Below are 25,686 nucleotides of genomic sequence, written 5' to 3'. Positions count from 1 at the left end.
TTCAGGTTTCAAAGATTTATGATTTTTCAAAACTGGATTTCATCTTTCTTTTTTTTGCGGATTCGTGTAAAAAAGTGCAGAAAATTTTTGGTTCGATATTAATTTTTCATAAACTCTTTACACTACCGTTTCATTGAACACCATATAGTAACTATATAGTCAAGTATTTTTGAAAAAAAGTTTTATTTTAAACTTTTTTAACTGTTAATCCGTTATTATTTCAAACATTTTATAGAGCATTTATAATTGTCTATCTTTTATCTAACATATTATAATCATACAAAAAAAGGTAATGTAGTTTTATAATCTACATTACCTAATATTTTAGTTTACTTTTCTTTTTTTATAAACATATCCTAAACCAGTAATACCAGCAAGTAATCCTAATCCATAAATCATCATATTTTGATCATCGCCAGTTTTTACACTAGAAGCTGTAGTTTGACTTGGGTTTGATGTTGAAGTTGTTGGATCCACTTTATCTTCAGGAGTATCTGGAGTTGGTGTTACTTCAGGTTCATCAGTTTCAACATCCCATAAGTAATCTTTGGCAAATGTTGTAAATGCATCACGCCATACGCCCCAGTCATGAGCACCATATTTAACATCCATACCATATGATACACCTAATTCATCTAATTTTGCTGCCATTCCAACAGTTTTGATACTTTCATCACCATTAGCGTCTTTTAAAGCCATATCAACATTTCCAGCTGTTAAATAGATAGTTACATTTTTTAATGCTTCTAAATCAGTGACTTCGGCATTTACATTAGCTCCTGAAAAACCACCATAATATCCAAATAAATCTGTATAGCTTTGCATTAACGTTGTTGTTGTCATACTTCCCATTGAAAGTCCACAGAATGCACGATCACTAGCATTTGTAGATACACTATAATTTGCTTCAACAAATGGAATAATATTATTTTCTAGGTTTGCTGCAATTTGATCATAATCCCAGCTAAAATATGTATTATCCATTGTTACTACTACTGCTTCTGCTGCTTGTTGTTCGGCAATTAAATTATCCATGATGTTTGGTAAAGCACCAATTGTCATCCATTCATTTTCATTACCGCCACCACCATGTGATACATAGATAGTCTTATATGTTTTACTGCTATCATAGTTATGTGGTAAATATACACCTAATGGCTGTGTTGTTCCATCTACTGCTTCATATGATACAAATGAATATGTTCCTTTTAATCCATCTGTTCTTTCATAAATATACTCTTGTCCTTCAGTAGTATTACTACTGTTTCCAACATAGAACAAGCTATGACCAGCATCATGTCCATTACTTTCATTAGCAATTGATGGATTAGCTGGATCTTGCATAGTTACTGAAGTTCCATCATCATATGTAACTGTATAATCATAATAATACAAGTTACCTGGTAATGGTAAAGTAATTTCAAAACGTTCATCACTTGTTTCGCTCAAGTTATAAACCATTGTATCATTGTTTAATCCATATCCAGTATTAAACATTCCATCTTGATAATCATAAACACTATATACTGTAGCGCCTGCAGCACTTCCTGTATCAATGAATCCATTAGTAATATCATCTTTTGCATAGAATTGTAAGTTTCCAGAAACACTAACACTTACTGCATCTCTTGCATCAGTATCTTCATATACAAATGTTGCCTGATAATCTGCAGCATATGCATCATTGGTATTATCTTCAACTGTTACACCTGGTTGATAATCAGATGCTTCTGGTAATTGTTCATAATCCCATAAGTAATCTTTTACAAAACTAGTGAATGAATCACGCCATACATACCAATCATGAGAACCTGGTTTCAATTCAAATGAATAATTTACACCCATTTGATCAAGCATATTCATAAAATCAACTGAACTAATTCCAAGATTGTTATTATAGGCCATATCAATACAACCAGCTGTTAAATAAATAACGGCATTATTCATCGCTTCACTGTTCCAGTTATCAGGATTCAAATCAGAATTACCACCAGAAAAAGCACCATAATAACCAAATGAATCAGTAACTTGTTTTAACATTTCATTAGTTGTCATTGATCCCATTGAAAGTCCACAGAATGCACGGTCTTTAGCTTCACTAGAAACGCTATAACGACTTTCAATTGTTGGAATAATATTATTAATTACATTAGGAACAATCTGATTGTAATCCCAATTAAAATATGTATTATCCATTGTTACTACGATTGCTTCAGCTGCTTCTTTATTAGCAATCAAGTTATCCATGATATTTGGAACTGAACCAATTGTCATCCATTCTACTTCGTTACCACCACCACCGTGTGATACATAGATAGTCTTATATGTTTTATTACTATCATAATTATATGGTAAATAAACTCCTAATGGCTGGCTTGAACCATCTACAGCTGTATAAGTAATATACTCAACTGTTCCTTGCTGATTAGAGCGAGGATAAATATATTCTTGACCAGCTGTTTCACCATTACCTACATAAAATAAACTCCATCCGGCATCAGAGTCACCGTTTTTAACTGGTAAATTAGCAGGATCATAAACTTTATCTAAAGTTGTTCCATCACTGTAAGTAATGTAATAAGCATAAAAATACTGATTTGCTGGAAGGGGCATTGTTAATTTAAATACTTCATCAGATATTTCTTCCATCTCATAAGGAATCATTGCTCCAGTTTGTAAACTAGAACTTGCAGCAAACATTCCATCTTCATACTGATAAGCATCATAACAAGGGATTTGAGAATTATCGCCGGAAGCATTATAATCTTTTACTTCCTCATCTTTATAAAACTGAAAACCACCTTGAATATTTACTGAAACAGCATCTCTTGCATCAGTATCTTCATAAACAAATGTTGCCATATAATCGGCATTCCAGTCAGGATTAGTATTTTCTTCTACAGTAACACCAGGCATATATGTTTCTTGCGCCGAAATATTTACTACACTTTGCATAGAGCAAACCATAGTAGAAGATAATACTAAAGACAAAAATAAATTCTTTTTCTTCATAAACTTCCTCCTCTTGATTACTATTTTAAATTATTCAGCTATAAGAAACTACAATTGAAAATAAAAGTTGCTTACAAAAAATGTAAGCAACTTTTAAAAATTGTGATAAATTATTTCTGAAAGTATCCGACTTAAATACGGTAAAGAATAATAGCCGTTATTATTACTTTGATTAATTCCATAAACATAGATTAAATCAGCATAATCTTGTAAATGACTAGTTTCTTGACAAAAAGCGATAATATAAACATTACGTTCTTTCATCTTTTGCAAAAACATTCTTTTTCCATCACTAAACCAGCCTTCGTACATATCCAAATAAAGAATACTATCATCTTGATTTAAATTATTAATCTGAGCTTTTTCTAATTCCGCAACGTTAATTAAATATGATGGGATTCCATTGATCAATAAATCTAATTGATAAGTATAGAAATCATTTAATTCATGACTATCACCAATGATCATCACACTATGACTATTTTTTAATCTTTTAGATATTTGCTTTAATTTATCAAGATCAAGATTCAGTTTTGTTTGATGTAAGTTATTGATTGCATCATCATAAAGATTATCTGCCATATCTTCTAAAGAAGTACGCATAAAGCGCATCGTATGTTCCAATATTCTTCGCATTTTGGTATCTTTATTATAGATTTCAACTTTATATTTAAAATCTTGAAAAGAATCAAAACCAGCTTTATTAATAAATCGGCTAACTGAAGCAACTGAAATATTAGCTTCATTGGCAATTGTTTCCTGTGATACTGATTTAATATTATTAAAATGGCTAATAATGACTCTGGCAATATTATATTCATTAGAATTTGTGAGCCGTTCGTTACAAAATTTAATAAAACCAAATATGTTATTATGCTCCATTTTTCCTCCTATTGAGAGTTAAATCCTTTTTATTTAATAAACCGATAATTATAATGGTACAAATAATAAAAACTAATCCACACAAAATAAAACTAGAATAAACAACTTCTTTAAATAAATACTCACAAATTTTCATAACTAAAGAAGCTAAAAAGCCACCAATTCCAGCTGCCACTGCCAAATAACCACCAATCATAGCAACTTTATTGGAACTTACTAATTTACTTGGGATTAAAAATAAATATAAAACAACCAGATTATAAGCAAAACCAAATAAAGCACTAGCTATATACATGATTAATTCTGTGGTTCCAAAAATGAATAAACTAATTGAAAAAGTGCTGATAATCAATGAAATGATTAAAAATTGATTTTTAAATCGCTGATAAATCTGATTGAAGAATAAACCGGAAATAACTGAGAATATAGCATTTATATTTGATACAGATGCTGTTAAAAATACCGGATTTGAAAATTTTTTTAATGAAAATAGCGTTGCCTGATTAACACCGATACAATTAGTAAAAATACTTAAAAGTAAAAATACGAGAATAATCAATTTTACTTCCCTGGAAATTTTACCACTTTCTTTAGTAACTGTTTCATTTTTTAATTCAATATCTGGTAAAAAATAAGACAATCCTAATATTAAAATAATTGGTAAATATCCCAGAAACATTAATTTCCACTCAATCCCAGACAATATCCCCACTAGCGTTTGAAAAAATATCATTCCTAGACTGGCAATAATTGTATCGTAACCTAAATAACGTAACTGCTTTTCTCCCGAATAACAAGTTATTATTAAAGGACGATGCAATGTAATTGCAATTCCTACCCCAATTCCAAACAAGGTTCTAAAAAATAACATTACATATAAATTATCGACAAAATAAGGCCCTATTCCACCGATGAGCATTATAATATTCATCCAGATGATAATAGACTTATATTTCCATTTATTCCCAGCATTTTTCCCAACAATATAAGAAGTTGGAATTATCGCTAATGAACAAATGTTAGTCATCAAGGAAACAGTAGCCATCGAATAATTATTGAAATGTTGGTAGAGTAAACTCATACCTGGATTAATAGTTCCCCTTGTTTGACACAGGAAAGTCACAGAAAAGATAGCTAATAGAGTAAATATTTGTTTCATTTTTCATCCTTTCTCCTATATCTATTTTATTTTATACTTTTTAAGTTAAAAATAAAATAGTAATTTTTAATTGTTTATTTAGAAAATAATTTATTCAAACTTTATTTTCTTACGATTTTCTTAAATCTTTTTGATTTATTTGTAATTTATTATGATTTAAGCTAAGATGAATTTGAGGTGATTATATGGCTTATAATATTCTTGTTGTTGATGATGAACAATCAATCGCAGATTTAATAGAATTGTATCTTCAAAATGAAGGTTATCATGTATATAAATATTATCATGGTACTAAGGCTTTAGAAAGCTTGCAAAAAAATCACTACGATTTGGCTATTTTAGATGTAATGATGCCAGATTTAGATGGTTTTTCATTATTAAAAAAAATTAGAGAGTCTTATTATTTTCCCGTTATTATGTTGACAGCTAAAAATAATGACATGGATAAAATTAATGGTTTAACTCTAGGGGCTGATGATTATCTGACTAAACCTTTTAATCCATTAGAATTAGTTGCTAGAATCAAAACCCAAATTCGACGTTATACTCGTTACAATGTTAATGATAATACTAATAATCCCCAAGTTTATGATTTTAATGGTCTAATGATCAATAACGATACCCATAAATGTACTCTTTACGATCAGCCATTAAATTTAACTCCAATTGAATTTTCGATTCTTTGGTATTTATGTTCTAAACGTGGCAGTGTTGTAACTTCAGAAGAGCTGTTTGAAGCAGTCTGGCAGGAGAAATATCTAGATAATAATAATACCGTAATGGCCCATGTAGCTAGATTAAGGGAAAAAATGCATGAAAATGCCCGAAAACCAAAATTTGTCAAAACGATCTGGGGCGTAGGTTATACCATTGAATAATTCACATTTTAAACAAAGTTTAACTGCTAACTTAATTAAAAAAATTGCAATTACTGTTAGTATCACGGCTACTGCTTTTATTATATTATTGCTATACTCTTATGAAGTCTATCATTTATATATCTGGCAAGAGTATGATTTAGTTTATCAGCTGGCCCAAATCATCAAAGATAATTTAATGGCGATCTTTATTACTTTAATTGCCTTAGATACCATTATTATCTTCTCATTTCGATATCGTGAATCAATGCAATATATTGAAAAAATGCTGGAAGCCGGAAAAGTATTAGTAGCTGATAACGATACCATGATTCAATTGCCATATGAGTTAAAAGAAATAGAAGATCAGATGAACCAGATCAAAAAAGAATCATTACAAAATAAACAAGCAATCAAAGAAGCTGAACGTCAAAAAAATGATTTATTATTATACTTGGCTCATGATTTAAAAACACCGCTAACTTCAATCGTGGGATATTTAAATCTGTTAGTTAATAGTCCTAAATTATCAATTAAAGAACGAAACGATTATACTAAAATTGCTTTTGAAAAATCACTTCGATTAGAAGAGCTGATTGAAGAATTTTTCTCTATCGCTAAATATAATTTAAGTGATACGGTTTTAGAAAAGCAAACTGTTAATATTTCCATGATGTTAGCCCAGATATCCTATGAATTTTTACCACTGTATCAAGAAAAAAATTTATCATGTGTTACTAATATTGAAAATAATTTAAAAGCCCAAATAGATACAAATCAATTTGAGCGTGTTTTCGATAATTTAATTCGTAATGCTATTAATTACAGTGTAAATGATTCTAAGATTACTATTAGTGCCAAATTAGATCAGCAGCAAATAATTATCCAAATTACTAATGCTATTGATGATAGCAAAGAATATCATTTAGAGCGAATCTTTGAGCCCTTTGTTCGTCTTGATGAATCTCGAAATAGTAAAACTGGGGGATCAGGTTTAGGACTGGCAATTACTAAACGAATTGTCGAACTGCATAATGGAACAATTGAAGCCAAGATTGCTGATAGTCAGATTACTTTTACTATCCAATTACCAGCTGTAAGAGATTTGTAAGAAATTCTTTAGACAATAAAAAAACTTTACCTATTCGTTTTTGTTATGATTATGACAACGAATAGGTTTTTTGAGTTTGGAGGTAATTGCATGAAAACACAAAAAAAGCTAATCCAAAATAAAGTGATGTTGCTTTGGTCCCTTATCTATCTAGGTATCTTAATTAAACTTATTGTATTTAAAAATGGCAATATTTATTACAACAATATCAATCTTGATTTATTTACTTTTATCAACAGTTATCAATATCAAAGCAGTATTACCTGGCTGATTAATGTTTTAGGAAATATTATTCTTTTTATCCCATTAGGTATTATTTTAAAATACTATTTTAGTTTTCTAAGAAATGGGCATATTATTTTTATTGGAATATTTACCAGCCTATCGTTTGAACTTATCCAATTAGCTACCAACTGGGGCATCTTTGATGTTGATGATCTTTTATTAAATACAATTGGAACGATACTAGGAATAGCAACTTATTATTTATTTAAGAATATTCATAATTCTTCACTGGCAACCAATCTTTTCTTTACCAGTTTTACAACACTGAGTTTTATTTCAGTTTGTACTTACTATCCACGATTAATCATGATTTAAAGGAGCTAGAACTATGGAAAATAAAACAAATTATAAGAATTTTTTACTGATCGTTTTGGGCATTGGGGCTATTATTATTTATTCAATTATAACTAAATATTATTCGATGTAATTTATGATATCAAAATTATTCAAAAAAATTCCGGTTTTAATTTGCTTTATTATCATTTTATGTTTGGGGTATATCTGTATTCAAATTATTCCACCCCTGCTTTATCAAGATAATAATTCCAGCAATAAACTAATAAATAATAGTTCAAGTAATAACTGTCCCCAATATATAAAAGATTTTGTTGAAAAAAATCCTCAAGCAATTGAATTAGAAACCAATTACACCGCTACCGTTACTAACGACCCTATTAATTTAAGTGTTCCTAAAGGAATTCCGCTTTATCTACAATGGGATTCTAGATGGGCCTTTAATCAATATGGTGAAGAAATCATTGGTACCGCTGGTTGTGGTCCAACCTGTTTATCAATGGTCAGTGTTGGTTTAACTGGAGATACTACCTATAATCCACGATATGTTGCTAACTATGCCCAAGATCATGGCTATCTAGATGGCAGTAAGACTACCTGGAATTTTATGCAAAGTGGTTGTCAAGCCTTTGGAATCAAAGCAACACCAGTTGCTTTAGATGAAACAGCAATGAAATCCCAGTTAGAACAAGGACATCCGATTATCTGTAGTGTTCGTCCTGGTGATTTTACTGATACAGGTCATTTCATCGTCATAACAAAATGTAAAAATGATAAATTTATTATCAATGATCCCAACAGTCGTGAAAATAGTCAAAGATCCTGGAGCTATGAACGACTCTCATGGCAAATCAAAGCTATGTGGGCTTATTCATTAATTTAAAAGCACAGTTAAACTGTGCTATTTTTGTTGGTTTGTCTTATTTCCATATTTTAAATGATATAAAGCTTCCAAAACTTCAAAAATATAAGTGATTGAAAACTTGCCAATCAAAGAATGATGATCCGTTCCCACTTTTAAGATCATATCCATCTTGTCACTATAAGCAAATTTATCTAATTGAGTAATTACAATTTTATAAGCTGTACTTTTAGAAATAATTCGCATAACATTAGGATGATCGACCATAAAACCACCAGCAATACTTGATACAATAATAACATCATTTTCATTTAATGATTCAATTGCCAACACCTGTTGTTGCAAAGGATACATCCCACTGCACTCTTTACCAAGATATGAAAGTTCAATCTGTAATTGCATCGATACTGATTGAGTAAAAAAATTACCGGCAAAACAAACACGATTTGCATCATGAATTTTATCCACGATAAATTCTAAATCTTCATAAGCTACTGTATCATATGTCGTTTGTAAATTATTTAAAATATTATCGAAATGAGCTTTAAAAACTTCTTTACCACGATGTAGATATTTACGTTCTGGTAACTGATGATCAAATTGCAAGCGTAAAGTATCACGATTAAAATAATTTAAATTCATAGTAACATCAGTTTTAAAATCGGCAAATGATTCATAGTTTAACTTACGACATAAACGTGATATCGTTGCCGTAGAAACAAAACAAAGATCGGCCACATCTGTAATTGTACATTCAGGAATCAAGAAAATATTTTTTAAAATAATGCGTGCAGCATTAGCATAGACATCATTTATATTGGTCGTATTAATAAAATTAATCAGATTATAAAAAGCTCCTCGCATCGTTTCTATCCCTCCTGTTTGATAACGATGATGCGTTCATCAGTTAAACAAAGACAATTTAATTGACTATAGATACTGCCACAGGCCAATCCTCCATCAATGCCAATTTTATTTTCATTGATTGGATCAAACCAAACATTAAAACTACAATCATCATTTAATAGTGCGGTTGGTGTATGACCAAAAATATATATTTTCGTTAAATCACCACGAGCTAAATAAAAATCATTTCGAATCCATAATAAATCATGCAAACGTTGTTTTTCCAGGGGATAACGAGGATTAATTCCAGCATGAACTAAAACATACTTTTGTCCATTAACTTCTAATTCTAAGTAGCTTGGTAAATTTAAAAGATATTCATATAGTTGTTTTAAAAAAGCATCACGAACTACCTGATAGTCACTATGTTTTAGTTTATCTTTCTTTAAATAATCACGAATATTAGCCATAGTAGTATCACCACCATTAGCTAGCCAGTTTTTTAAAGCCTTACTAGGATAATCAAAATCATTGTAGTATATTCCATAATAAAGAGCTTCTTGCATCATATATTCATGATTACCCTTCAACAAAATAATATTATCATGTTCCATAATATAAAATAGTATTTTAAGACTGTCTGGTCCTCGATCACAAATATCACCAATTATATATAATAAATCATCTTGATCAAATTTAATTTTAGTTAATAATTTAATAAATAAATCATAGTGACCATGTAAATCACTAATCACATATATTTTCTTTGTCATCTTTTCTCCTAATATTATATGTATTATCCAAATTATACAACGATTTAAACAACCTGTCATGGCTTTTAGCAACAATTTAAAAAGAACTTTTTGACAATGAATTATTTAACAATTTTTGTTTAAATAAAAACTACATTTCAAATTCAGAGGTTTCTATTTTGGAAAAATTCGCATCAAACCATCATTTTTGATTATACTTATAGGTAAGGGAGTGGTTATTATGGTTGATAAATTCTATCTGGATGTCAATCTGGAATTGTTTTTTCAATGGGTAGCCGGTAATTGCAATAAATATGATCAAGGGATTGAAATTTCTACCCGGACTATTGATCAATACGGGAAAACGATTAATTTTATTTATCATAATATTAGTGGATCAATTAATATCTGGTCTAATGGTATTATTGAAGAACAGATCATAGATGAAAAAGGAAACCAGCTTTTTTATCTGCATTACGAGCTGATTGATTTAAAGCAAGCTCAAAAACTATTTTACGATTTTTATGAGGCTTTAACTAAATATCAAAAACACCCACCACTTAAAGTTATTATCTGTTGTTCTGGTGGTTTATCATCAACTTTCTTTGCAACTAAACTTGCTGAATTGATCTCCTTAAAACACTTGAATTATGAAATCATACCAATTGGTTTCTATCAGCTAAGTAATACTTATCAAAACTGTGATCTTTTATACTTAGCACCACAAATATCATATTTAGAACCAAAAGCAATGAAAATTGTCGAAAATAAAATGCCTGTTCGAACAATAGCAACCAATATTTATGCTACATATAATTATCGAGGATTATTGGATATGATTACTAATGAAAAAATAACAAAATAGCTACTCTTAAGATTGAATATTATTAGCTGTTTACCAGTTAAAATATTCAATCTTTTTTATAAAAAAATCACTAGTATCAAACTAGTGATCATTACCTAAAGTAGCTACCATAACGGCTTTAATTGTATGCATTCGATTTTCGGCTTCATCAAAAACAACTGAATTAGCACTTCTAAATACTTCATCTTCGACTTCACGAATATCGATTCCTTGTTCATATTTTTCTTTAGCCAAAGTTGTTTCAAAATCATGGAAAGATGGTAAACAATGCATAAACAAAGTCTTTTCATTACCAGTTTTAGCCATCATTTCAGTTGTAACCTTATATGGTGTTAATAACTTAACTCGTTTAGGATATAATTCTTCTGCTTCACCCATAGAAACCCAGATATCAGTATAAATAACATCAGCACCTTTAACTGCTTCATCAACATTATCAGTAACTGTCAAACTACCACCTGATTTACTAGCTTCTTTTTGACAATAAGCTACTACTTCTGGATCCATTTCTAATTCTTTAGGTCCTAATGCGACAAAATGCATTCCCATTTTTGCTGCACCATACATTAAACCGTAGCAAACGTTATTACGAATATCACCGGTAAAAACAAATTTAACTTCGTTTAATGGTTTATTTAAATGTTCTTCAATTGTTAAAAAGTCTGCCAAAGTTTGCGTTGGATGATCAACATCAGTCAATCCGTTCCAAACTGGAACGCCTGAATGTTTAGCTAATGCTTCAACAGTACTTTGTTCAAACCCTCTAAATTCAATACCATCATACATTCTACCTAAAACCTTAGCGGTATCTTCAATTGATTCTTTATTTCCCATTTGTGAATTACTTAAGAAAGTAACATTAGCACCTTCATCATAACCAGCTACTTCAAAAGCACATCTAGTTCTAGTAGATGTTTTTTCAAATAACAAAACAATATTTTTACCTTGAAGACGATTACCTAATTTACCTTCTTTTTTATCTTTTTTTAGCTGATGCGCTAAATCCAATAAATATCTGATTTCTTCTTGGGTATAATCTTTCAAAGTTAAAAAACTTCTTCCATGTAAATTCACAATAAAACCTCCCTTTAATAGCTTAATTCTAACAAAAAAAGCCACAATAATCAACTAATTGATTACTGTAGGCTGATCCTGTTCTTTTTCAAACATTTCCTTAATATTATCTTTAGATTTAATGATTAACTCACGAATCTGATGCAATGTTTCATCAGTAATTAAAATATCAAAAGCCTCCTCTGGTGAAGTAGCTTCAACTGCTATTGATAAATCTAAACGAAATAATTTACGATCACTCATAAAAATTCCTCCTTTAATTTTTAAGTAAATATTGGCTATATCGACTAATAAAACTTGGATGAGCTGAAAGTTTTAAATAAATACTATTTTCTAAATACTTAGATTCTAGCACTAAACAATGCTGATGTAAATACTTAAACACTTCACCATCTTGATAAGGAATATTTAACTGATAAATAGCATAATCTTTAAAGAGGATAGCGCTGATTTGCTTTTCAAGCTGATCTAATCCCTTTTTCTCTTTAGCTGAAATAAAGACGTAGGGCTCCTGAGGTATTATTAATCCATATTTATTCAAATCAATCTTATTATAGGCATAGATCATCGGCGTATCCTTAACTCCTATTTCCTTTAAAACCGCATTAGTCGTTTGAATACATTGATCATAATTTTCATTGGAACTATCAACCACATGAATTAATAAATCAGCTTCAACAACTTCTTCTAAAGTAGAACGAAATGAATCGATTAGCTGATGTGGTAAACGATTAATAAACCCAACCGTATCCGTCATTAAACAAGGACAATTATTAATCGTAATGTGTCTAGTTGCCGTCTGTAATGTTGCAAACAGCATATCTTGCTGCAATACCTGTTTATCACGATTTAAACAAAAACTATTTAAAAGCGTACTTTTACCGCTGTTAGTATAACCTACCAAAGCAACGATAGGAAGTTGGTTATCCTTGCGTTTGCGTCGTTGATTTTGACGTGTTTTGACAATTTTTTCTAACTGTCTTTTAGCCTGATTGATTGTATTGGCAATCTGACGTCGGTCCAGCTCAATTTGTTTTTCACCACTACCACGAAAACCGGAACCACCTTGTTGGCTATAAAGATGTTCTTTCATCCCAGCTAATCGTGGCAATAAATATTGACCTTTGGCAATAGCTACCTGAAGTTTAGCTTCTTTACTTTGAGCTCGAACTTCAAAAATTCTTAAAATCAAATCAGTACGATCAGTCACTTCAATTTCTAAAATGTCAGTTAGATTTTTTACTTGTAACGGTGTTAGTTCTTCATCAAAAATGACGATATCAATATCGTCTAATTCTGCTTTGATTTCCTGAACTTTTCCCGTTCCTAGAAATAATGAAGGATTAATTTTTTCTAACTTTTGAACAACCCTTTTTACAACCTGAATTTGACATGCTTTACATAACTCAACCAATTCATCTAATGAGTTATCCAAATTATAATTCATATTTTGATATTTAACACCTACGATTAATGCCTTCATTTTTTCACCCTACTATATTTTACCTTATCTTTTTTAAGAAGGAAAGACAATGAAAAAAATAAATTATTATTTCACCTTACTTTTAGTTATCTTTATCACGCTATTTTCTTTCTTTAATATGTTTCAAATCGTATCACTATCAAATAATGTTATTAAAATCGTTATAAATAATCTGCTGCCATCACTATTACCTTTTATGATCTTAATATCATTATGCTTATCATTAGGCCTTTTAAATCTTTTTAGCTATTTAATTCAATGGCTTTTTAAACCATTATTTAAATTATCACCAATCATGTCATCAATATACTTTATTTCCTTTTTTTGTGGTTATCCCACTAATGTTAAAATGATCAAAGAAGCTTATGAATTAAAATATATCAGCAACCAGGAACTGCAGCATCTATTATCAATTGCTTCATTTGCTTCAATTTCCTTTATTTTTGTTTCATTACAGCTTGAAAACCCTTTGATCATCTATATTACCCATTTTCTACCAAGTATCATTTTAGCTTTATTCTATAATCATCGATATTCTTTTCAAACTTTAAAAGAATCTTTAAGTAAATTAAAACAACCTCATTTAAGTTTCGTCAACGCTTTAAAACAAAGCATCTTATCTTCTTGTTATGCTTTTATTTTTATTTTAGGTTATATGCTGGTATTTCAATTTATCGGCTATGCTATTTCTTATTTTATCGATGATGCCTTTATTAACGCGATTATTCAAGGAATATTGGAATTTAGTTCTGGCAGTTTACAATTATTACAATTTAAACATACTCCGCTGGTTTACAGTCTTGTTGCTTTTAATCTGTCATTTAGTGGTTTTAGTGTAATGATGCAAACTGATAATCTATTAGATGGGATTGACTATAGTTTTAAAAAATATTTCCTGGCAAGATTATTTCATGGTTTTTTTTCTTTTATTTTATGTTATTGTTTTTATCTTTTTTGAAATGTTTTTATCATTAAAACTAGAAAAATACCGAATAAATTGAGATAATTTTTCAAAATCTTAAAATATCTTTTGCCTAAAAATTAATTTAGTATAATTTAGTCAGTGAGGTGGAAACAGATGGAAAATAAATACAAAGTAATTATTATGGATGTTGATGGAACACTTACAAACAGTGAAAAGAAAATCACCCCAGAAACTAAAAAGGCTTTAATTAAAGCGGAAGAAATAGGAATCAAATTAATCTTGGCTTCAGGTCGACCAACAACCGGATTAGTTGATTTAGGTAAAGAATTAATGATGGATCATTATCATGGTTTATTTGTATGTTATAACGGCAGCAAAGTTGTTGATTGCCAAACTATGGAAACTTTATTCAATCAACCATTAACAGTGGCTGAAGGTAAAGCAGTATTGGAACACATGAAAAAATTTGATCGGGTTCGTCCAATGATCGATAAAGGTGATTATATGTATGTTACTAATGTTTATGATAACTATATTAATTACAATGGCGCTCCTTTCAATGTTTTTGAATATGAATCACGTGGTGGTAAATATAAATTATGTGAAGTTGATGATTTAGCTGAATTTGTTGATTTTGAATTAAATAAAATCTTAACAACTAGTGATCCAGAATATCTTCAAGCTCATTATCAAGAAATGATGGAACCATTTAAAGATACTTTAAGTTGTATGTTTACTGGCGCTTTCTATTTTGAATTTACCGCTAAAGGAATCGATAAAGCTAAAGCATTAGATGCTGTTTTAAAACCAATGGGTTATACTGAAAGTGAAATGATTGCTTTTGGTGATGGACAAAATGATGCTTCAATGGTTAAATATGCTGGCTTAGGTATTTCAATGGCTAATGCGGTTGATGAATTAAAAGCAATTAGTCAAGACATTACGGCTTCAAATGAAGAAGATGGTATTGCTAAGGCATTATATAAATATATTCCTGAATTAAAAAACTAGTAATCTTTACTAGTTTTTTTGTTATTTCTAGCAAACTGGTTGACTTTGAAACTAAAACATTATACTATAATAGTAACCATTACTATTTATTCGAAGGAGGTTTTTTATGCCAAAAACTCGTTATTCCAAACAACGTGAATTGATTTACAGCAATTTAATGGCTAGACACGATCACCCTACTGCAGAAGCAATTTATCGTGATTTAAAAAAAGATCATCCTGAATTAAGCTTAGGCACGGTCTATCGCAATCTCAATTTTTTAGCGGATAATAAAAGAATCAGAAAACTTGATGTCGGACAAAACATGGTCCATTTCGACGGGGATCTAAGTAATCATCATCATTTTATCTGTTCTAAATGTAAAAAAGTTTTTGATATTAATTTCCAGGATGAACAAATACGTATGGTTGTTAGACAGCAAACCAATCATCAAATCGACAAAATCGAAATTGTTTTCAGTGGTGTTTGTGAGAGTTGTTTAATGAAGGAAAAAAATTAGGATATGGAGGACAAATTATGACACTTAAAGGAACAAAAACAGCTAACAATTTAATGCATGCTTTTGCTGGCGAAAGCCAAGCTCGTAATCGTTACACATTTTATGCTTCAATTGCTAAAAAAGAAGGATATGTGCAAATTCAAAATATTTTCTTAGAAACAGCTAATCAAGAAAAAGAACATGCAAAAAGATTAATGAAATTCCTAAATAAAGATTTAGCTGGTGAAACTGTTTATACCGAAGGTAATTTCCCAGTTTTACTTGGAACAACAGCTGAAAATTTAAAAGCTGCCGCTGCCGGAGAAAATGAAGAATATACTCAAATGTACCCTAGCTTTGCTAAAACTGCTCGTGAAGAAGGATTTGATGAAATCGCCGATGTTTTAGAAAATATTGCTGTTGCAGAAAAACATCATGAAGCTAGATACTTAAAATTATTAGAAACATTAGAAGCTGGAAATACTTTCAAACGTGAAGCTCCAGTAGTATGGAAATGCAATAACTGTGGTTTCATTTATGAAGGATTAGAAGCACCTGAACGTTGCCCAGCATGTGACCATCCTCAAGCACATTTTGAAGTTAGTACTTTCTTTTTAGGATAATAAATATAATGGCTATTAGATGCAAAGCGATTCGTTTTGCATCTTTTTTACTAATTTTAACGTATTTTATTCATTGACCTAAACTGATATAATATTATATTAGATAGAGATTTATTCATCTATATGATAATTAACCCAATATCTACTTTTCTAAACCATTCAATATTCTAATCAATATTAATTAAAAATTGAGATGTTGCGATGGAGGAATCATTATGATAGTAATTATTGTAGATAACGACTCTGATAATCTAGAGTTATCACAGGAAAAATATAATTCAATTATTAAATTAATCAATTTCAAAGATATTCGCTGTACTTGTGGTAAAAATGGGCATCTTGTTAAAATCGGTTCTTATCAAAAATGCTATAAAATACCGGAACGCAAAATATGTCTGCAAATACAACGAGTCATGTGCAAACATTGTGGTAAAACACATGCGGTTTTAGTTCACAACATGGTTCCTGCTTCAATGTTATTAGTACCGACTCAAATAGAAATATTAAAATCTTATTATAATCACGAAACAGCTAGCTTACTCGATCGCTATGCCACGCTTGATTTAGCTAATATTTATTATGTTGTAAAAAATTATGAAAAGACGTGGAAGCAATATTTAGAATCTGCCAATTTATCATTGGAAAGTAATATAAACAATATTATTAACTATTTTATTGAAAACTACAACAATCAGTTTATGCAAATGAAAGAAAATATTCCGGTAATTAAAATTAGTTCATATTGAAAAAAGATTTGCTCAATGCAAATCTTTTTAGATACCTAAAATTTGACAAGTTCTTTGATCAAGTTCACCATTAAAATATTTATCCAGAACTTGTTTAAAAACTTCATCATGGCTAACAAGATAAAACAAGGTCATTGATGATCTTAATTTTAAATTATCAGGATAACTAAATATTATAACTGGATCACTAGTATTTAATGATAATAAAGCTTTCGTTATAGTCGTCAAACGTTGGTTTAACAATGGATGCTGATAAAATCTTTTAGCTTCATCAAATGATTGAATAGCATAATAATTAGCAGTTGGACTATGGCCTAATCCCTTGATTTGTGGAAAAATATACCACATCCAATGCCCTATTTTTCGACCGTTTTTTATTTCCTGTAATGCTTGTAAATAACTATGATCACCAGCTTCGATAAACCGTTGTAAATCATTCATTTATCATCACCACCTGTTACTATTGTAACATAAAATTATTTGCTAAAATACAGACTAAAACTAAATTTTATGATAGCAAATAACTCTTTTATTCTTTTCATATTTGCCACCAGCTGTTATTTCTAACAGCTCCTCCTTTCAATATTTTAATCAACTGAAAGTTATTATTTAAAATTACTTTCTGATTTAATCATAACCTTCTTTTAGTTCTAGTATCCGTGATTTTAATGAAAATATTCTTACAATTTTATGATATTAAAAAACTCTATAATGAGATGATTTTTAGTTGACATATTTTTTTATTAAAATAATCAACTTGTAAATCAAATCAAAACAGAGTTTAATTAGCTAATATTTCTTTTTGTTTGCAATGATAATACCATAAACATAATCCAGCTAAAATTATTACGATCAAAACTATTAAAATAAAGCAATGCATAAAAAAGCTTTCTGGTAAGATCGTAATTACTGGATCAGTTCGATAATCGAAAATCCAATAATCATTTCTAAAAACCAGCTGATGAAAAATCACAAATGCTCGATTAAAATCTAATGCCGCTAAAAAACCGATAACACATGGGATGATAATGGTAATTAATCCCGCCAAACGTAAAAAGCGATACTCTTTAGCTTTAATCCTTTTAATCGCCCACGTAATTCCAGCCACTCCAGAAACAACCATCATTACTTGCAGAACTTCAAAAATACGTTTAACTTCTTCAAAATGAATTCGTCCAGCATTTGACATGATAAAATCTGGTAAATTCAATGCTCCCTGGTAGAAGATTGATTGATAATTGATCAAAATGCGATAATTTTCTTTAATCGTAGCTACATCTAAACCACTTATACTATCAATGTTTAAATAACTAATATCAAAATAATATAATGGCTTAAAAAAAACTGTAAAAACAACCGCAAAACTGATGATGAATATCATCAATAGGATTGCTAAAATAATATCACTTTTTTTATAACTCATATAAAAAATCTTCACCCTTTTGAACTTCCACTTTAGAAAGATTTGGATAATTCTGTTGTCTTAATACTTCATAAATGCAAATAGCTGCGCAATTAGACAAGTTTAAACTTCTGACTTTTTTGCTCATAGGAATTCGTAAACAACGATCTAAATTTTCTGTCAAGATTTCTTTAGGAATTCCATCATGTTCATGTCCAAAGAACAGGTAATGTTCCTGGCTTAAATCACTATAATCTTCATCAGTAAAACATTGATGAGAATAACGGGTAAAAAAGTAATACTGTCCAGGATTTTTAGCTTTGAATTCTTCATAGCTATCATAGACATGTAAATCTAGATCCTTAACATAATCTAATCCGGCCCGTTTCATTTTTTTATCATCCAAATCAAAACTCATTGGTTTAATAATGTGAAGACTTGTATTAGTAGCGACACATGTTCGCATAATATTTCCAGTATTTTGGGGAATTGCTGGATGAACTAAAACAATATGATTCATCTAATCCATCTCCTTTAAAATATTATATAATTTCTTTAATGCTTTAGCCCGATGTGAATATTTATTTTTTTCTTCCATTGACATCATGGCTGAAGTCATTTTACATGGTGGAAAATAAAAAATTGGATCATAACCAAAACCATTTTCCCCTTCTATTTTATCATTGATCATCCCTTCCATTGTTTCTTCAATTAAAATTGGTTCTTGTCCTGGAATAACCAATGCCATTGCACAAACAAATCGTGCCGTGCGATCTTTATCTTTGATAGCATCAATGATATATTGATTTTTAATATCATAACTAGTATCATGACCTAAAAACCGAGCTGAATAAATACCTGGTTTTTTATCTAAAGCATCTACTTCTAAACCACTATCATCAGCTAATACTGGTTTGTTGACAATATTAGCAATCGTACTAGCTTTAATTAAAGCATTTTCTTTAAAGGTTTTACCATTTTCTTCAATTTCAATCTCTTTATTTAAAACATCTTTCATTGATAAAACTTCAATGTTAATATCGGCAAGCATCGCTTTAATTTCTTTTAATTTACCTTGATTAGTCGATGCAACAATTAATTCTTTCATTTATTTCACCCTTTCAGTTTCTTAGCTATTATATCACGTTTATTTACTAGTTTGCAGTTTTTGAAAAAATTAATCTTATTTTTTTATCTTAGCTATAATAGTGAATATGGAGGTAACTACAATGGTCAAAAAATTAATTGTCAATGCTGATGACTTTGGTATAAGTGAAGGAGCCGTATTAGGCATTATCGCTGCTTATCAACAGGGAATTTTAACATCAACAACTTGTATGATGAATATGCCCTATACCGACATGGCAATATCATTAGCTAAACAACATCCCCAATTAGGTCTAGGGATCCATCTTGTTTTAACTTTGGGAAAACCCCTAACTTCTAATTGTAAAAGCTTTATTGATGAAAATGGAAACTTTTTACGTCCCGAAGTTTATGAAAACGAAGAAGTAGTAGTAGATAGTGAAGAATTATATCAAGAATGGAAAGCTCAAATTGAAAAATTTATTAAGCTGATGGGTAAAAAACCAACCCATATTGATTCCCATCACCATGTTCATCTGCTGCCTCAATTGCAACAGACAGTAATAAAATTAGCTAATGAATATGATTTACCAATTCGGCAACGACAGCCTATTACATCTAATTATCACTTTGTGCGCTGTAACGACCAATTTTATAATCAAAAAGCTACTTATGATTATTTTATCAGTGTTTTAAACAGTGATGATGAATATTTAGAAATTATGTGTCATCCGGCTTTTTTAGATTGGCGTTTATATAAGATTAGCAGTTATAATATTTTAAGAATGAAAGAATTAGATCTTTTATGTGATCAACGGATTAAACATTTTATTGATGAACATCAAATTGAATTAATTAATTTTTCCAAGATTAAAAAAATCAGTAGCTAAATCAGCTGCTGATTTTGTTTATAAGTAATATTGAGTATAGTAATGAACTCTTAATAGATCACAAATTGTCATGATCTGATAATTGAAATTAATTCCATCAAATTTACCAGGAACTCTGAGCACATAATCAGAAATCTTATATTCATCCAATTCATAAGTACGATTTTGAGTTATTAAAATTGATGTCGTTAATGCTACTCCTAATTCCTTTTTAATTTCCACAAAAGTATTCATTGACCGACCCGTAGCCGTAATAAAAATAGTAACATCATTTTCATCTAGTACTATGTCTTTATCAAAGCTTTGATACTGGATCACTGGTTTACCAAAAGTAATCAAATCCGTCTGTAATTCCACGGCAATTGATAATGGATACATTGCCCCAAAAATAACCACCCGTTTAGCTTTAAAAATGGCCTCACAAATCGTTGAAATATATTCTTTCATTTCTTCATTACTGCAAGATTTTTCCATATCATTGATCAATTGATCACTATTTACGCCTAACATTCTAGCTCTAATTTGATCAAGACGAACCATATGAGTTCTTAATAATTCATTTTGAAATGTTTCAAAACCATCATAACCTAACAATTGGCAAAAAGTGATGATTTTATCTTCAGGGACCCCACTTTTTTCAACGACTTCTTTAAGTGAAAGATCCTCAAACCCTAAATAATTATATACAACAAACTTACAAAAACGGTAATAATCATCATAAACAAATGCCCCATTTAAATATGTCAATATTCGACTTAACAATATATTCATAAAACACTTACCTCCATTAATCTCTAATTATTTTTATTCGGTTTCGTCAACTTCGCTCTTTTTAACGACAAAGACTTCTTTTGTATTTAAACAAATACAATTAAGTTGACCTTTATCAAAAGGACCTAGGCCACCATCAATACCGATCTTATCTTTAAAAATCGGGTCATACCAGACATCAAAACAATCTTTTTCTTGATGGATATAACAAGTTGGTGTGTGACCAAAAATAATTATTTTATTATCTAAACCTTTAGACATGAAAAAGTATTCCCGCATCCAGGCACATTCTTCTTCAGTTTGTTCATATAATCCTTTTTCTGGATTAATTCCTGCGTGGATCAATACATAATCCTGCCCATTACAATTTATTTCAATAAATGAAGGACACTTATTGACATAATCAATCATCATCTTATAAAATGCCGCTCGAACAATTTTATAGTCAAATTCATTCAATGCTTTCTTGTGTAAATATTTGTGATAACTCTCTGCCGTTTTATTACCACCATTTTGAGCCCACATTCTTCCTTGAGATGAAGTAGGATCATCAGCAATAAAAGCATCACGCATCATGATTTCATGATTACCACGAATTAAATGTATATTATCAAATTTTTGAATATAAAAATATATTTTAAGACTATCAGGTCCGCGATCGTTACAATCTCCTAAAATATATAACAAATCATCATCTGAAAAATGGATTTTTTCTAACATCTTTCTAAAAACTTTATAATGACCATGAATATCCGAAAGCACATATATATTTTTAGGCATATCTTACCACCCTTTCTTATATTAGTTTATCATTATTCCTCTTTTTTTTAAACTAATATCATAAAAGTAATTGGAAAATATTTGTAAAAAATGTTGATTATAACTATTAAAGTTTAACTACTCAAAAAGTATCTGGGCTTCTTTAAAATTCATTGACATGATAGCATACAAATACTCTTTAGAACTATATTTTTTACTATCTATGATCTTTTCAATTTTACCATCTTTAAGAAACATTACTTTACTGGCATAAACAGCCATTAATGAATCATGGCTGACCATAATAATCGTTTTCTTTTCTACTTGATTTAATCTTTTCAATAATTTTAAAATTTCATGAGAATTCTTACTATCAAGATTACCAGTTGGCTCATCAGCTACTATCAAATCAGGTTCACTAATTAAAGAACGGGCAATGGCAATTCGCTGCCTTTGACCACCAGAACAGTCTTGGGGATACTTATCTAATTCTTTTTCAATCTGCAGATTTTTTGCTAGAAATTCGACTTTTGTTTTGATTCTTTTAGTATCGATACCTTTTAACTCTAAAGGCAGGGCCATGTTTTCAAAAACAGTCAATGAATCTAATAAATTATCAGCTTGAAAAATAAAGCCGATATTCTCACTTCGAAACTGACTAAGCTTACTTTGACTCATCTGCTTAACTTCAATACCATTGATATATACTTCTCCCTTAGTTGGAATGTCAATTGTGGTAATATTATTAAGCAAAGTTGATTTGCCAGAACCTGACGGACCCATGATACAAATAAAATCACCAGTATTCACGGTAAATGATATATCATTAATTGCCTTAAAGGGATGCGATGTTTCTAATCCATAAATTTTACTAATGTGTTTAACTTCTAAAATAGTTTCCATAATTAACCCTCGATTTCTTTAATAACTTGTCGACGATAAATACAATTAGTTACTAACATAGCCATCATAATTAATATTAAATAAGCTAAAACCAAAATAATAAATAATAATATGTTTAAATCATGATATACGATCAATCGATATCCAATAAATGCTACATAGCTCATTGGTAAAGCTACTAACAAGCTATAAAACCAACCAACTTCAGCATGCATTATTTTAATTATTTCTTTAATTTTTATGCCAAGCAACCAAATAATCTTTAATTCAAACTTCATATCATTAATATAAATTACTAGCTTAAAAACAACTGTCATTATCAATAAAAACATCATCGCCAAAAAAGCCAGAAAATTAGTAACAAATTCATTAGAATAATTTCCTTGAACAATGAAAATAGGTATTAATCCTGCTACCATAATCACAATAACTACAAACAAATTAGCTACTTTTTGTAACATGATCGCTAGTCTTGATAAATAAATAACAGCTAAACGATAATGAAACTTTTCTTTGATCATCCTTATTATCTTAATACTACTTTGCTTGATCATTAATAATAATCCTAGCATTCCAATTAACACTGGTCCTAAATAATAAACTGATTGTTTATCCTCCAATCCGATTAAAACCAGACCTACCAAATATAAAATAATGGCACTTTTAAAAAAATAGCGATGCCTTCTTTTTACTTTTTGATAACTAAAACTTCGTTTTAATAATTCTTGAAGATTATATCGAAACAAAAAACCACATGTATTAACAACAATTACCAAAAATAAAATCACGTTAATCGCAACAATATTAAAACAATCGCTAAAAGATAAATCAAACAGTAATGCTTCAATATTTAAATAACTATAAATACAATAATTAACTAAAATTGTCAGCAAATTCCCAAAAATAAAATCCAATACCGTAACAAGTCCTAAAATAGCTAATACTTGATAGCCATAATATTTAGTTACTCCAAAAACACTCACCCCGTTAACTTCTAGAATTGCAAATTCACTATTATGATTATATAAAAAACACTCATTAGCCATCATAACCATATAACAACAAAATAATATTACTCCAAATGGCAACCCTAATGATAATGGTAAAACAAAATAACGCCAGCTACCACTTCCAATAACCTGGTCATTTCCAATCAAATATCGATTTTCTAATAATGATCCAAAAACAAAAATTATAACCGTGGCTATTAGTAATAACCCTCCATACTCAATTCCTTGCTTTTTGTTTCTAGCTAACATTTTAAGCGATAATTTTGCAACTTGCATTTTTTTCACCACCTTTTAAATTTTCAAACACTGATATTTCTTACCAATTGGAAGTTCTATTCCATTTTTTAAACAGCAGGTATTTTTTTCAATCGTCTTAATAAATCTTTTATTTACTAAATAAGATTTATGAATTTGAATAAAACCATCACCACTTAATTCCTGAGATGCTTTCGATATTCTCTTTCGAGTCTTAAAAGTAGCATTAACAGTATGAACCATTAAATAATGCTGCCATGATTCTAAATAAATAATATCTTTAGTACTAACAACGATTCGATTACTGCCAGATTTAAATTCTATCAAACGATACTCTGCCAGTTTTAACAGCATCAAACAATCTCGCTTTAATGCTGATAAACGCCAAATCGATACTGGATTTAAATCCATGACCTCAAAGACTAAATCTACTTTATCAATAATACAAATCAACTGACATTGATATTTATTCTTTAATTCTTTAGCTTTGTTTAAATCATCCAAATTATTAATTTGAATAATAACAATAGTCTCATTATTAATATTATCACTAATCTCTAATGAGATATTTTTTAAATACTTTTGTACTAATTGACTTACTTCCTTTTTACAAACAAATGAAATCTTTACCATTTAATTATTCCGGCTTTCGTTAATTGTTCAACATAATTTTGGAAGTAAGCATTATCTTTAACCAGTCCTCGTTTTAAGTTAAAATTATCAATAATTTCAATTTCATTTTCTTGTAATAACTGTAATAGATCTAAAATATTTCCATCTTCATTTTTTATCATATTCTGTGGTGATAGTATTAATAATGTCCCATTTTTCATATAAAATGACAAAACCCAAGCATAACCACCGATGCCATATCCATAAAGTGTTCTTTGGCAAGAAAGTTTGACTACTCTAATATCACTAATCAAAATCTGCATTCCTGGAATCTCGGTTTGATTCAATAATATTCCAAATCCACTTCTAATCTTTTCAATATAATTACTATAAAAATAGTAATTTATTTCTATGTCTGTAAAATCTATACGCTGGAATGTTACCAAATAAGGATATATAGTAATTATTGTTAAGATGAAAATCAAAAGCATAATTAATATTTCTACTTGATGTGCGATGACTATATGATATTTACCTGGCATAAGTGAAATGATATTATTAGTAATAAAAGTAAAAAAACTCGCTATTATCACTGTTATGATCAATGATTTAATTGCCTGCTTTTTAGTTGTCTTTTTTCCAATTCTGCTCATATATCATTTTTCCTTTCATCATCATTATACAACAATACTTAATTCAAAAATCACTTCTGGCACAAACGTTCATATATAGC

At 29.6% G+C, this 25,686-nt stretch carries 29 protein-coding genes; 11 read left to right on the top strand and 18 right to left on the bottom strand.

The features are described from left to right. Positions 1-324: 324 nt before the first annotated feature. From Q0K54_RS10545 to Q0K54_RS10535, 3 genes are all read right to left on the bottom strand, one after another. Positions 325-3,012, bottom strand: a complete 2,688-nt coding sequence (locus Q0K54_RS10545) for an esterase family protein (protein ID WP_294581084.1) — start codon at positions 3,010-3,012, stop codon at positions 325-327. Between the two features lie 93 nt (positions 3,013-3,105). Continuing rightward, positions 3,106-3,894: a MurR/RpiR family transcriptional regulator gene (locus tag Q0K54_RS10540; RefSeq protein WP_294581081.1), complete on the bottom strand. Its 789-nt coding sequence runs from the start codon at positions 3,892-3,894 to the stop codon at positions 3,106-3,108. Then, positions 3,884-5,053, bottom strand: coding sequence for an MFS transporter (locus tag Q0K54_RS10535; protein WP_294581078.1), 1,170 nt, complete (start codon positions 5,051-5,053; stop codon positions 3,884-3,886). The genes Q0K54_RS10540 and Q0K54_RS10535 overlap by 11 nt, the downstream gene beginning before the upstream one ends. A gap of 185 nt (positions 5,054-5,238) precedes the next feature. On the opposite strand from Q0K54_RS10535, the gene vanR reads away from it, so the two are divergent. The 4 genes from vanR (at position 5,239) to Q0K54_RS10515 (ending at position 8,483) form a co-directional block, all read left to right on the top strand. Next, complete coding sequence (gene vanR, locus Q0K54_RS10530) at positions 5,239-5,931, top strand: VanR-ABDEGLN family response regulator transcription factor (RefSeq protein ID WP_294581077.1); 693 nt, start codon at positions 5,239-5,241, stop codon at positions 5,929-5,931. Further along, positions 5,924-7,021: a cell wall metabolism sensor histidine kinase WalK gene (locus tag Q0K54_RS10525; protein ID WP_294581075.1), complete on the top strand. Its 1,098-nt coding sequence runs from the start codon at positions 5,924-5,926 to the stop codon at positions 7,019-7,021. Before vanR ends, Q0K54_RS10525 begins: the two co-directional genes overlap by 8 nt. Positions 7,022-7,111: 90 nt before the next feature. Continuing rightward, positions 7,112-7,621 carry a VanZ family protein gene (locus Q0K54_RS10520; protein ID WP_294581072.1) on the top strand — a complete coding sequence of 170 codons (510 nt, stop codon included), beginning with the start codon at positions 7,112-7,114 and terminating at the stop codon, positions 7,619-7,621. A gap of 115 nt (positions 7,622-7,736) precedes the next feature. Beyond that, positions 7,737-8,483, top strand: a complete 747-nt coding sequence (locus tag Q0K54_RS10515; RefSeq protein ID WP_294581070.1) for a C39 family peptidase — start codon at positions 7,737-7,739, stop codon at positions 8,481-8,483. An 18-nt stretch (positions 8,484-8,501) separates the two neighbouring features. Here Q0K54_RS10515 and Q0K54_RS10510 read toward each other — a convergent pair whose 3' ends face one another. Next, positions 8,502-9,326 carry a MurR/RpiR family transcriptional regulator gene (locus tag Q0K54_RS10510; RefSeq protein ID WP_294581068.1) on the bottom strand — a complete coding sequence of 275 codons (825 nt, stop codon included), beginning with the start codon at positions 9,324-9,326 and terminating at the stop codon, positions 8,502-8,504. A gap of 5 nt (positions 9,327-9,331) precedes the next feature. Further along, complete coding sequence (locus Q0K54_RS10505; RefSeq protein WP_294581066.1) at positions 9,332-10,081, bottom strand: metallophosphoesterase; 750 nt, start codon at positions 10,079-10,081, stop codon at positions 9,332-9,334. Between the two features lie 220 nt (positions 10,082-10,301). Between Q0K54_RS10505 and Q0K54_RS10500 the strand changes: the two genes are divergently transcribed. Beyond that, the gene (locus Q0K54_RS10500; RefSeq protein ID WP_294581064.1) at positions 10,302-10,925 is read left to right on the top strand and encodes a hypothetical protein; all 624 of its coding nucleotides are present in this window, start codon (positions 10,302-10,304) and stop codon (positions 10,923-10,925) included. 81 nt (positions 10,926-11,006) lie between these two features. Here Q0K54_RS10500 and argF read toward each other — a convergent pair whose 3' ends face one another. The 3 genes from argF to hflX are packed head-to-tail and all read right to left on the bottom strand — an operon-like array spanning position 11,007 to position 13,482. Further along, positions 11,007-11,999 (bottom strand): ornithine carbamoyltransferase, encoded by a 993-nt coding sequence (gene argF, locus Q0K54_RS10495; RefSeq protein WP_294581063.1) that lies wholly within the window; start codon positions 11,997-11,999, stop codon positions 11,007-11,009. 54 nt (positions 12,000-12,053) lie between these two features. Then, positions 12,054-12,242: a hypothetical protein gene (locus tag Q0K54_RS10490; protein WP_294581060.1), complete on the bottom strand. Its 189-nt coding sequence runs from the start codon at positions 12,240-12,242 to the stop codon at positions 12,054-12,056. Between the two features lie 13 nt (positions 12,243-12,255). Continuing rightward, on the bottom strand, positions 12,256-13,482 hold the full coding sequence (hflX, locus tag Q0K54_RS10485) for a GTPase HflX (protein ID WP_294581059.1): 1,227 nt from the start codon (positions 13,480-13,482) through the stop codon (positions 12,256-12,258). Between the two features lie 49 nt (positions 13,483-13,531). On the opposite strand from hflX, the gene Q0K54_RS10480 reads away from it, so the two are divergent. The 5 genes from Q0K54_RS10480 to Q0K54_RS10460 all read left to right on the top strand — a co-directional run bounded on the left by Q0K54_RS10480 (position 13,532) and on the right by Q0K54_RS10460 (position 17,265). Further along, on the top strand, positions 13,532-14,440 hold the full coding sequence (locus Q0K54_RS10480; RefSeq protein ID WP_294581057.1) for a nucleoside recognition domain-containing protein: 909 nt from the start codon (positions 13,532-13,534) through the stop codon (positions 14,438-14,440). A gap of 120 nt (positions 14,441-14,560) precedes the next feature. After that, the gene (locus tag Q0K54_RS10475; RefSeq protein ID WP_294581054.1) at positions 14,561-15,418 is read left to right on the top strand and encodes a Cof-type HAD-IIB family hydrolase; all 858 of its coding nucleotides are present in this window, start codon (positions 14,561-14,563) and stop codon (positions 15,416-15,418) included. Positions 15,419-15,524: 106 nt separating this feature from the next. Continuing rightward, positions 15,525-15,917 carry a transcriptional repressor gene (locus tag Q0K54_RS10470; protein ID WP_294581052.1) on the top strand — a complete coding sequence of 131 codons (393 nt, stop codon included), beginning with the start codon at positions 15,525-15,527 and terminating at the stop codon, positions 15,915-15,917. A 17-nt stretch (positions 15,918-15,934) separates the two neighbouring features. Next, entirely contained in the window at positions 15,935-16,519 is a 585-nt protein-coding gene (rbr, locus tag Q0K54_RS10465; protein ID WP_294581051.1) for a rubrerythrin, read from the top strand. Between the two features lie 215 nt (positions 16,520-16,734). Then, positions 16,735-17,265: a hypothetical protein gene (locus Q0K54_RS10460; protein ID WP_294581048.1), complete on the top strand. Its 531-nt coding sequence runs from the start codon at positions 16,735-16,737 to the stop codon at positions 17,263-17,265. A 27-nt stretch (positions 17,266-17,292) separates the two neighbouring features. Here the strand turns inward: Q0K54_RS10460 and Q0K54_RS10455 are convergent, their stop codons facing one another. The 4 genes from Q0K54_RS10455 to rdgB all read right to left on the bottom strand — a co-directional run bounded on the left by Q0K54_RS10455 (position 17,293) and on the right by rdgB (position 19,775). After that, on the bottom strand, positions 17,293-17,706 hold the full coding sequence (locus Q0K54_RS10455; RefSeq protein WP_294581045.1) for a DUF1810 domain-containing protein: 414 nt from the start codon (positions 17,704-17,706) through the stop codon (positions 17,293-17,295). 340 nt (positions 17,707-18,046) lie between these two features. After that, positions 18,047-18,688: a TIGR01906 family membrane protein gene (locus Q0K54_RS10450; protein WP_294581043.1), complete on the bottom strand. Its 642-nt coding sequence runs from the start codon at positions 18,686-18,688 to the stop codon at positions 18,047-18,049. Beyond that, complete coding sequence (locus Q0K54_RS10445) at positions 18,678-19,187, bottom strand: tRNA (cytidine(34)-2'-O)-methyltransferase (RefSeq protein ID WP_294581040.1); 510 nt, start codon at positions 19,185-19,187, stop codon at positions 18,678-18,680. Before Q0K54_RS10445 ends, Q0K54_RS10450 begins: the two co-directional genes overlap by 11 nt. After that, positions 19,188-19,775, bottom strand: coding sequence for an RdgB/HAM1 family non-canonical purine NTP pyrophosphatase (gene rdgB, locus Q0K54_RS10440; RefSeq protein WP_294581037.1), 588 nt, complete (start codon positions 19,773-19,775; stop codon positions 19,188-19,190). Positions 19,776-19,896: 121 nt separating this feature from the next. On the opposite strand from rdgB, the gene chbG reads away from it, so the two are divergent. Next, positions 19,897-20,643, top strand: a complete 747-nt coding sequence (gene chbG, locus Q0K54_RS10435; protein WP_294581034.1) for a chitin disaccharide deacetylase — start codon at positions 19,897-19,899, stop codon at positions 20,641-20,643. A gap of 18 nt (positions 20,644-20,661) precedes the next feature. On the opposite strand, the gene Q0K54_RS10430 is transcribed toward chbG, so the two are convergent. The 6 genes from Q0K54_RS10430 to Q0K54_RS10405 all read right to left on the bottom strand — a co-directional run bounded on the left by Q0K54_RS10430 (position 20,662) and on the right by Q0K54_RS10405 (position 25,606). Beyond that, positions 20,662-21,414 carry a MurR/RpiR family transcriptional regulator gene (locus Q0K54_RS10430; RefSeq protein WP_294581031.1) on the bottom strand — a complete coding sequence of 251 codons (753 nt, stop codon included), beginning with the start codon at positions 21,412-21,414 and terminating at the stop codon, positions 20,662-20,664. 33 nt (positions 21,415-21,447) lie between these two features. Then, on the bottom strand, positions 21,448-22,194 hold the full coding sequence (locus Q0K54_RS10425; RefSeq protein ID WP_294581028.1) for a metallophosphoesterase: 747 nt from the start codon (positions 22,192-22,194) through the stop codon (positions 21,448-21,450). 117 nt (positions 22,195-22,311) lie between these two features. After that, the gene (locus Q0K54_RS10420) at positions 22,312-23,076 is read right to left on the bottom strand and encodes an ABC transporter ATP-binding protein (protein ID WP_294581025.1); all 765 of its coding nucleotides are present in this window, start codon (positions 23,074-23,076) and stop codon (positions 22,312-22,314) included. A gap of 2 nt (positions 23,077-23,078) precedes the next feature. Continuing rightward, positions 23,079-24,362, bottom strand: coding sequence for a hypothetical protein (locus Q0K54_RS10415; RefSeq protein WP_294581023.1), 1,284 nt, complete (start codon positions 24,360-24,362; stop codon positions 23,079-23,081). 15 nt (positions 24,363-24,377) lie between these two features. After that, positions 24,378-24,974, bottom strand: a complete 597-nt coding sequence (locus tag Q0K54_RS10410; protein WP_294581020.1) for a LytTR family DNA-binding domain-containing protein — start codon at positions 24,972-24,974, stop codon at positions 24,378-24,380. Continuing rightward, complete coding sequence (locus Q0K54_RS10405) at positions 24,968-25,606, bottom strand: hypothetical protein (protein WP_294581018.1); 639 nt, start codon at positions 25,604-25,606, stop codon at positions 24,968-24,970. Before Q0K54_RS10405 ends, Q0K54_RS10410 begins: the two co-directional genes overlap by 7 nt. Positions 25,607-25,686 lie beyond the last annotated feature (80 nt).

The organism is uncultured Thomasclavelia sp. (assembly GCF_944324745.1).
Classification (GTDB): Bacteria; Bacillota_I; Bacilli_A; order Erysipelotrichales; family Coprobacillaceae; genus Thomasclavelia.
The sequence above is the reverse complement of the archived record's forward strand: the minus strand, read 5'-3'. Positions and strand labels throughout refer to the sequence as shown.

Bases quoted from the DNA above. Each gene is read 5' to 3' on its own strand.
- Q0K54_RS10480 (WP_294581057.1), top strand. From the start codon at position 13,532: ATGAAAAAAATAAATTATTATTTCACCTTACTTTTAGTTATCTTTATC.
- Q0K54_RS10510 (WP_294581068.1), bottom strand. From the start codon at position 9,326: ATGCGAGGAGCTTTTTATAATCTGATTAATTTTATTAATACGACCAAT.
- Q0K54_RS10430 (WP_294581031.1), bottom strand. From the start codon at position 21,414: ATGAATATATTGTTAAGTCGAATATTGACATATTTAAATGGGGCATTT.
- Q0K54_RS10520 (WP_294581072.1), top strand. From the start codon at position 7,112: ATGAAAACACAAAAAAAGCTAATCCAAAATAAAGTGATGTTGCTTTGG.
- rdgB (WP_294581037.1), bottom strand. From the start codon at position 19,775: ATGAAAGAATTAATTGTTGCATCGACTAATCAAGGTAAATTAAAAGAA.
- Q0K54_RS10410 (WP_294581020.1), bottom strand. From the start codon at position 24,974: ATGGTAAAGATTTCATTTGTTTGTAAAAAGGAAGTAAGTCAATTAGTA.
- Q0K54_RS10450 (WP_294581043.1), bottom strand. From the start codon at position 18,688: ATGAGTTATAAAAAAAGTGATATTATTTTAGCAATCCTATTGATGATA.
- Q0K54_RS10405 (WP_294581018.1), bottom strand. From the start codon at position 25,606: ATGAGCAGAATTGGAAAAAAGACAACTAAAAAGCAGGCAATTAAATCA.
- Q0K54_RS10475 (WP_294581054.1), top strand. From the start codon at position 14,561: ATGGAAAATAAATACAAAGTAATTATTATGGATGTTGATGGAACACTT.
- Q0K54_RS10445 (WP_294581040.1), bottom strand. From the start codon at position 19,187: ATGAATCATATTGTTTTAGTTCATCCAGCAATTCCCCAAAATACTGGA.
- Q0K54_RS10460 (WP_294581048.1), top strand. From the start codon at position 16,735: ATGATAGTAATTATTGTAGATAACGACTCTGATAATCTAGAGTTATCA.
- rbr (WP_294581051.1), top strand. From the start codon at position 15,935: ATGACACTTAAAGGAACAAAAACAGCTAACAATTTAATGCATGCTTTT.
- Q0K54_RS10490 (WP_294581060.1), bottom strand. From the start codon at position 12,242: ATGAGTGATCGTAAATTATTTCGTTTAGATTTATCAATAGCAGTTGAA.
- Q0K54_RS10500 (WP_294581064.1), top strand. From the start codon at position 10,302: ATGGTTGATAAATTCTATCTGGATGTCAATCTGGAATTGTTTTTTCAA.
- Q0K54_RS10425 (WP_294581028.1), bottom strand. From the start codon at position 22,194: ATGCCTAAAAATATATATGTGCTTTCGGATATTCATGGTCATTATAAA.
- Q0K54_RS10540 (WP_294581081.1), bottom strand. From the start codon at position 3,894: ATGGAGCATAATAACATATTTGGTTTTATTAAATTTTGTAACGAACGG.
- Q0K54_RS10420 (WP_294581025.1), bottom strand. From the start codon at position 23,076: ATGGAAACTATTTTAGAAGTTAAACACATTAGTAAAATTTATGGATTA.
- vanR (WP_294581077.1), top strand. From the start codon at position 5,239: ATGGCTTATAATATTCTTGTTGTTGATGATGAACAATCAATCGCAGAT.
- hflX (WP_294581059.1), bottom strand. From the start codon at position 13,482: ATGAAGGCATTAATCGTAGGTGTTAAATATCAAAATATGAATTATAAT.
- Q0K54_RS10455 (WP_294581045.1), bottom strand. From the start codon at position 17,706: ATGAATGATTTACAACGGTTTATCGAAGCTGGTGATCATAGTTATTTA.
- Q0K54_RS10470 (WP_294581052.1), top strand. From the start codon at position 15,525: ATGCCAAAAACTCGTTATTCCAAACAACGTGAATTGATTTACAGCAAT.
- Q0K54_RS10415 (WP_294581023.1), bottom strand. From the start codon at position 24,362: ATGCAAGTTGCAAAATTATCGCTTAAAATGTTAGCTAGAAACAAAAAG.
- Q0K54_RS10545 (WP_294581084.1), bottom strand. From the start codon at position 3,012: ATGAAGAAAAAGAATTTATTTTTGTCTTTAGTATTATCTTCTACTATG.
- Q0K54_RS10535 (WP_294581078.1), bottom strand. From the start codon at position 5,053: ATGAAACAAATATTTACTCTATTAGCTATCTTTTCTGTGACTTTCCTG.
- Q0K54_RS10505 (WP_294581066.1), bottom strand. From the start codon at position 10,081: ATGACAAAGAAAATATATGTGATTAGTGATTTACATGGTCACTATGAT.
- Q0K54_RS10515 (WP_294581070.1), top strand. From the start codon at position 7,737: ATGATATCAAAATTATTCAAAAAAATTCCGGTTTTAATTTGCTTTATT.
- chbG (WP_294581034.1), top strand. From the start codon at position 19,897: ATGGTCAAAAAATTAATTGTCAATGCTGATGACTTTGGTATAAGTGAA.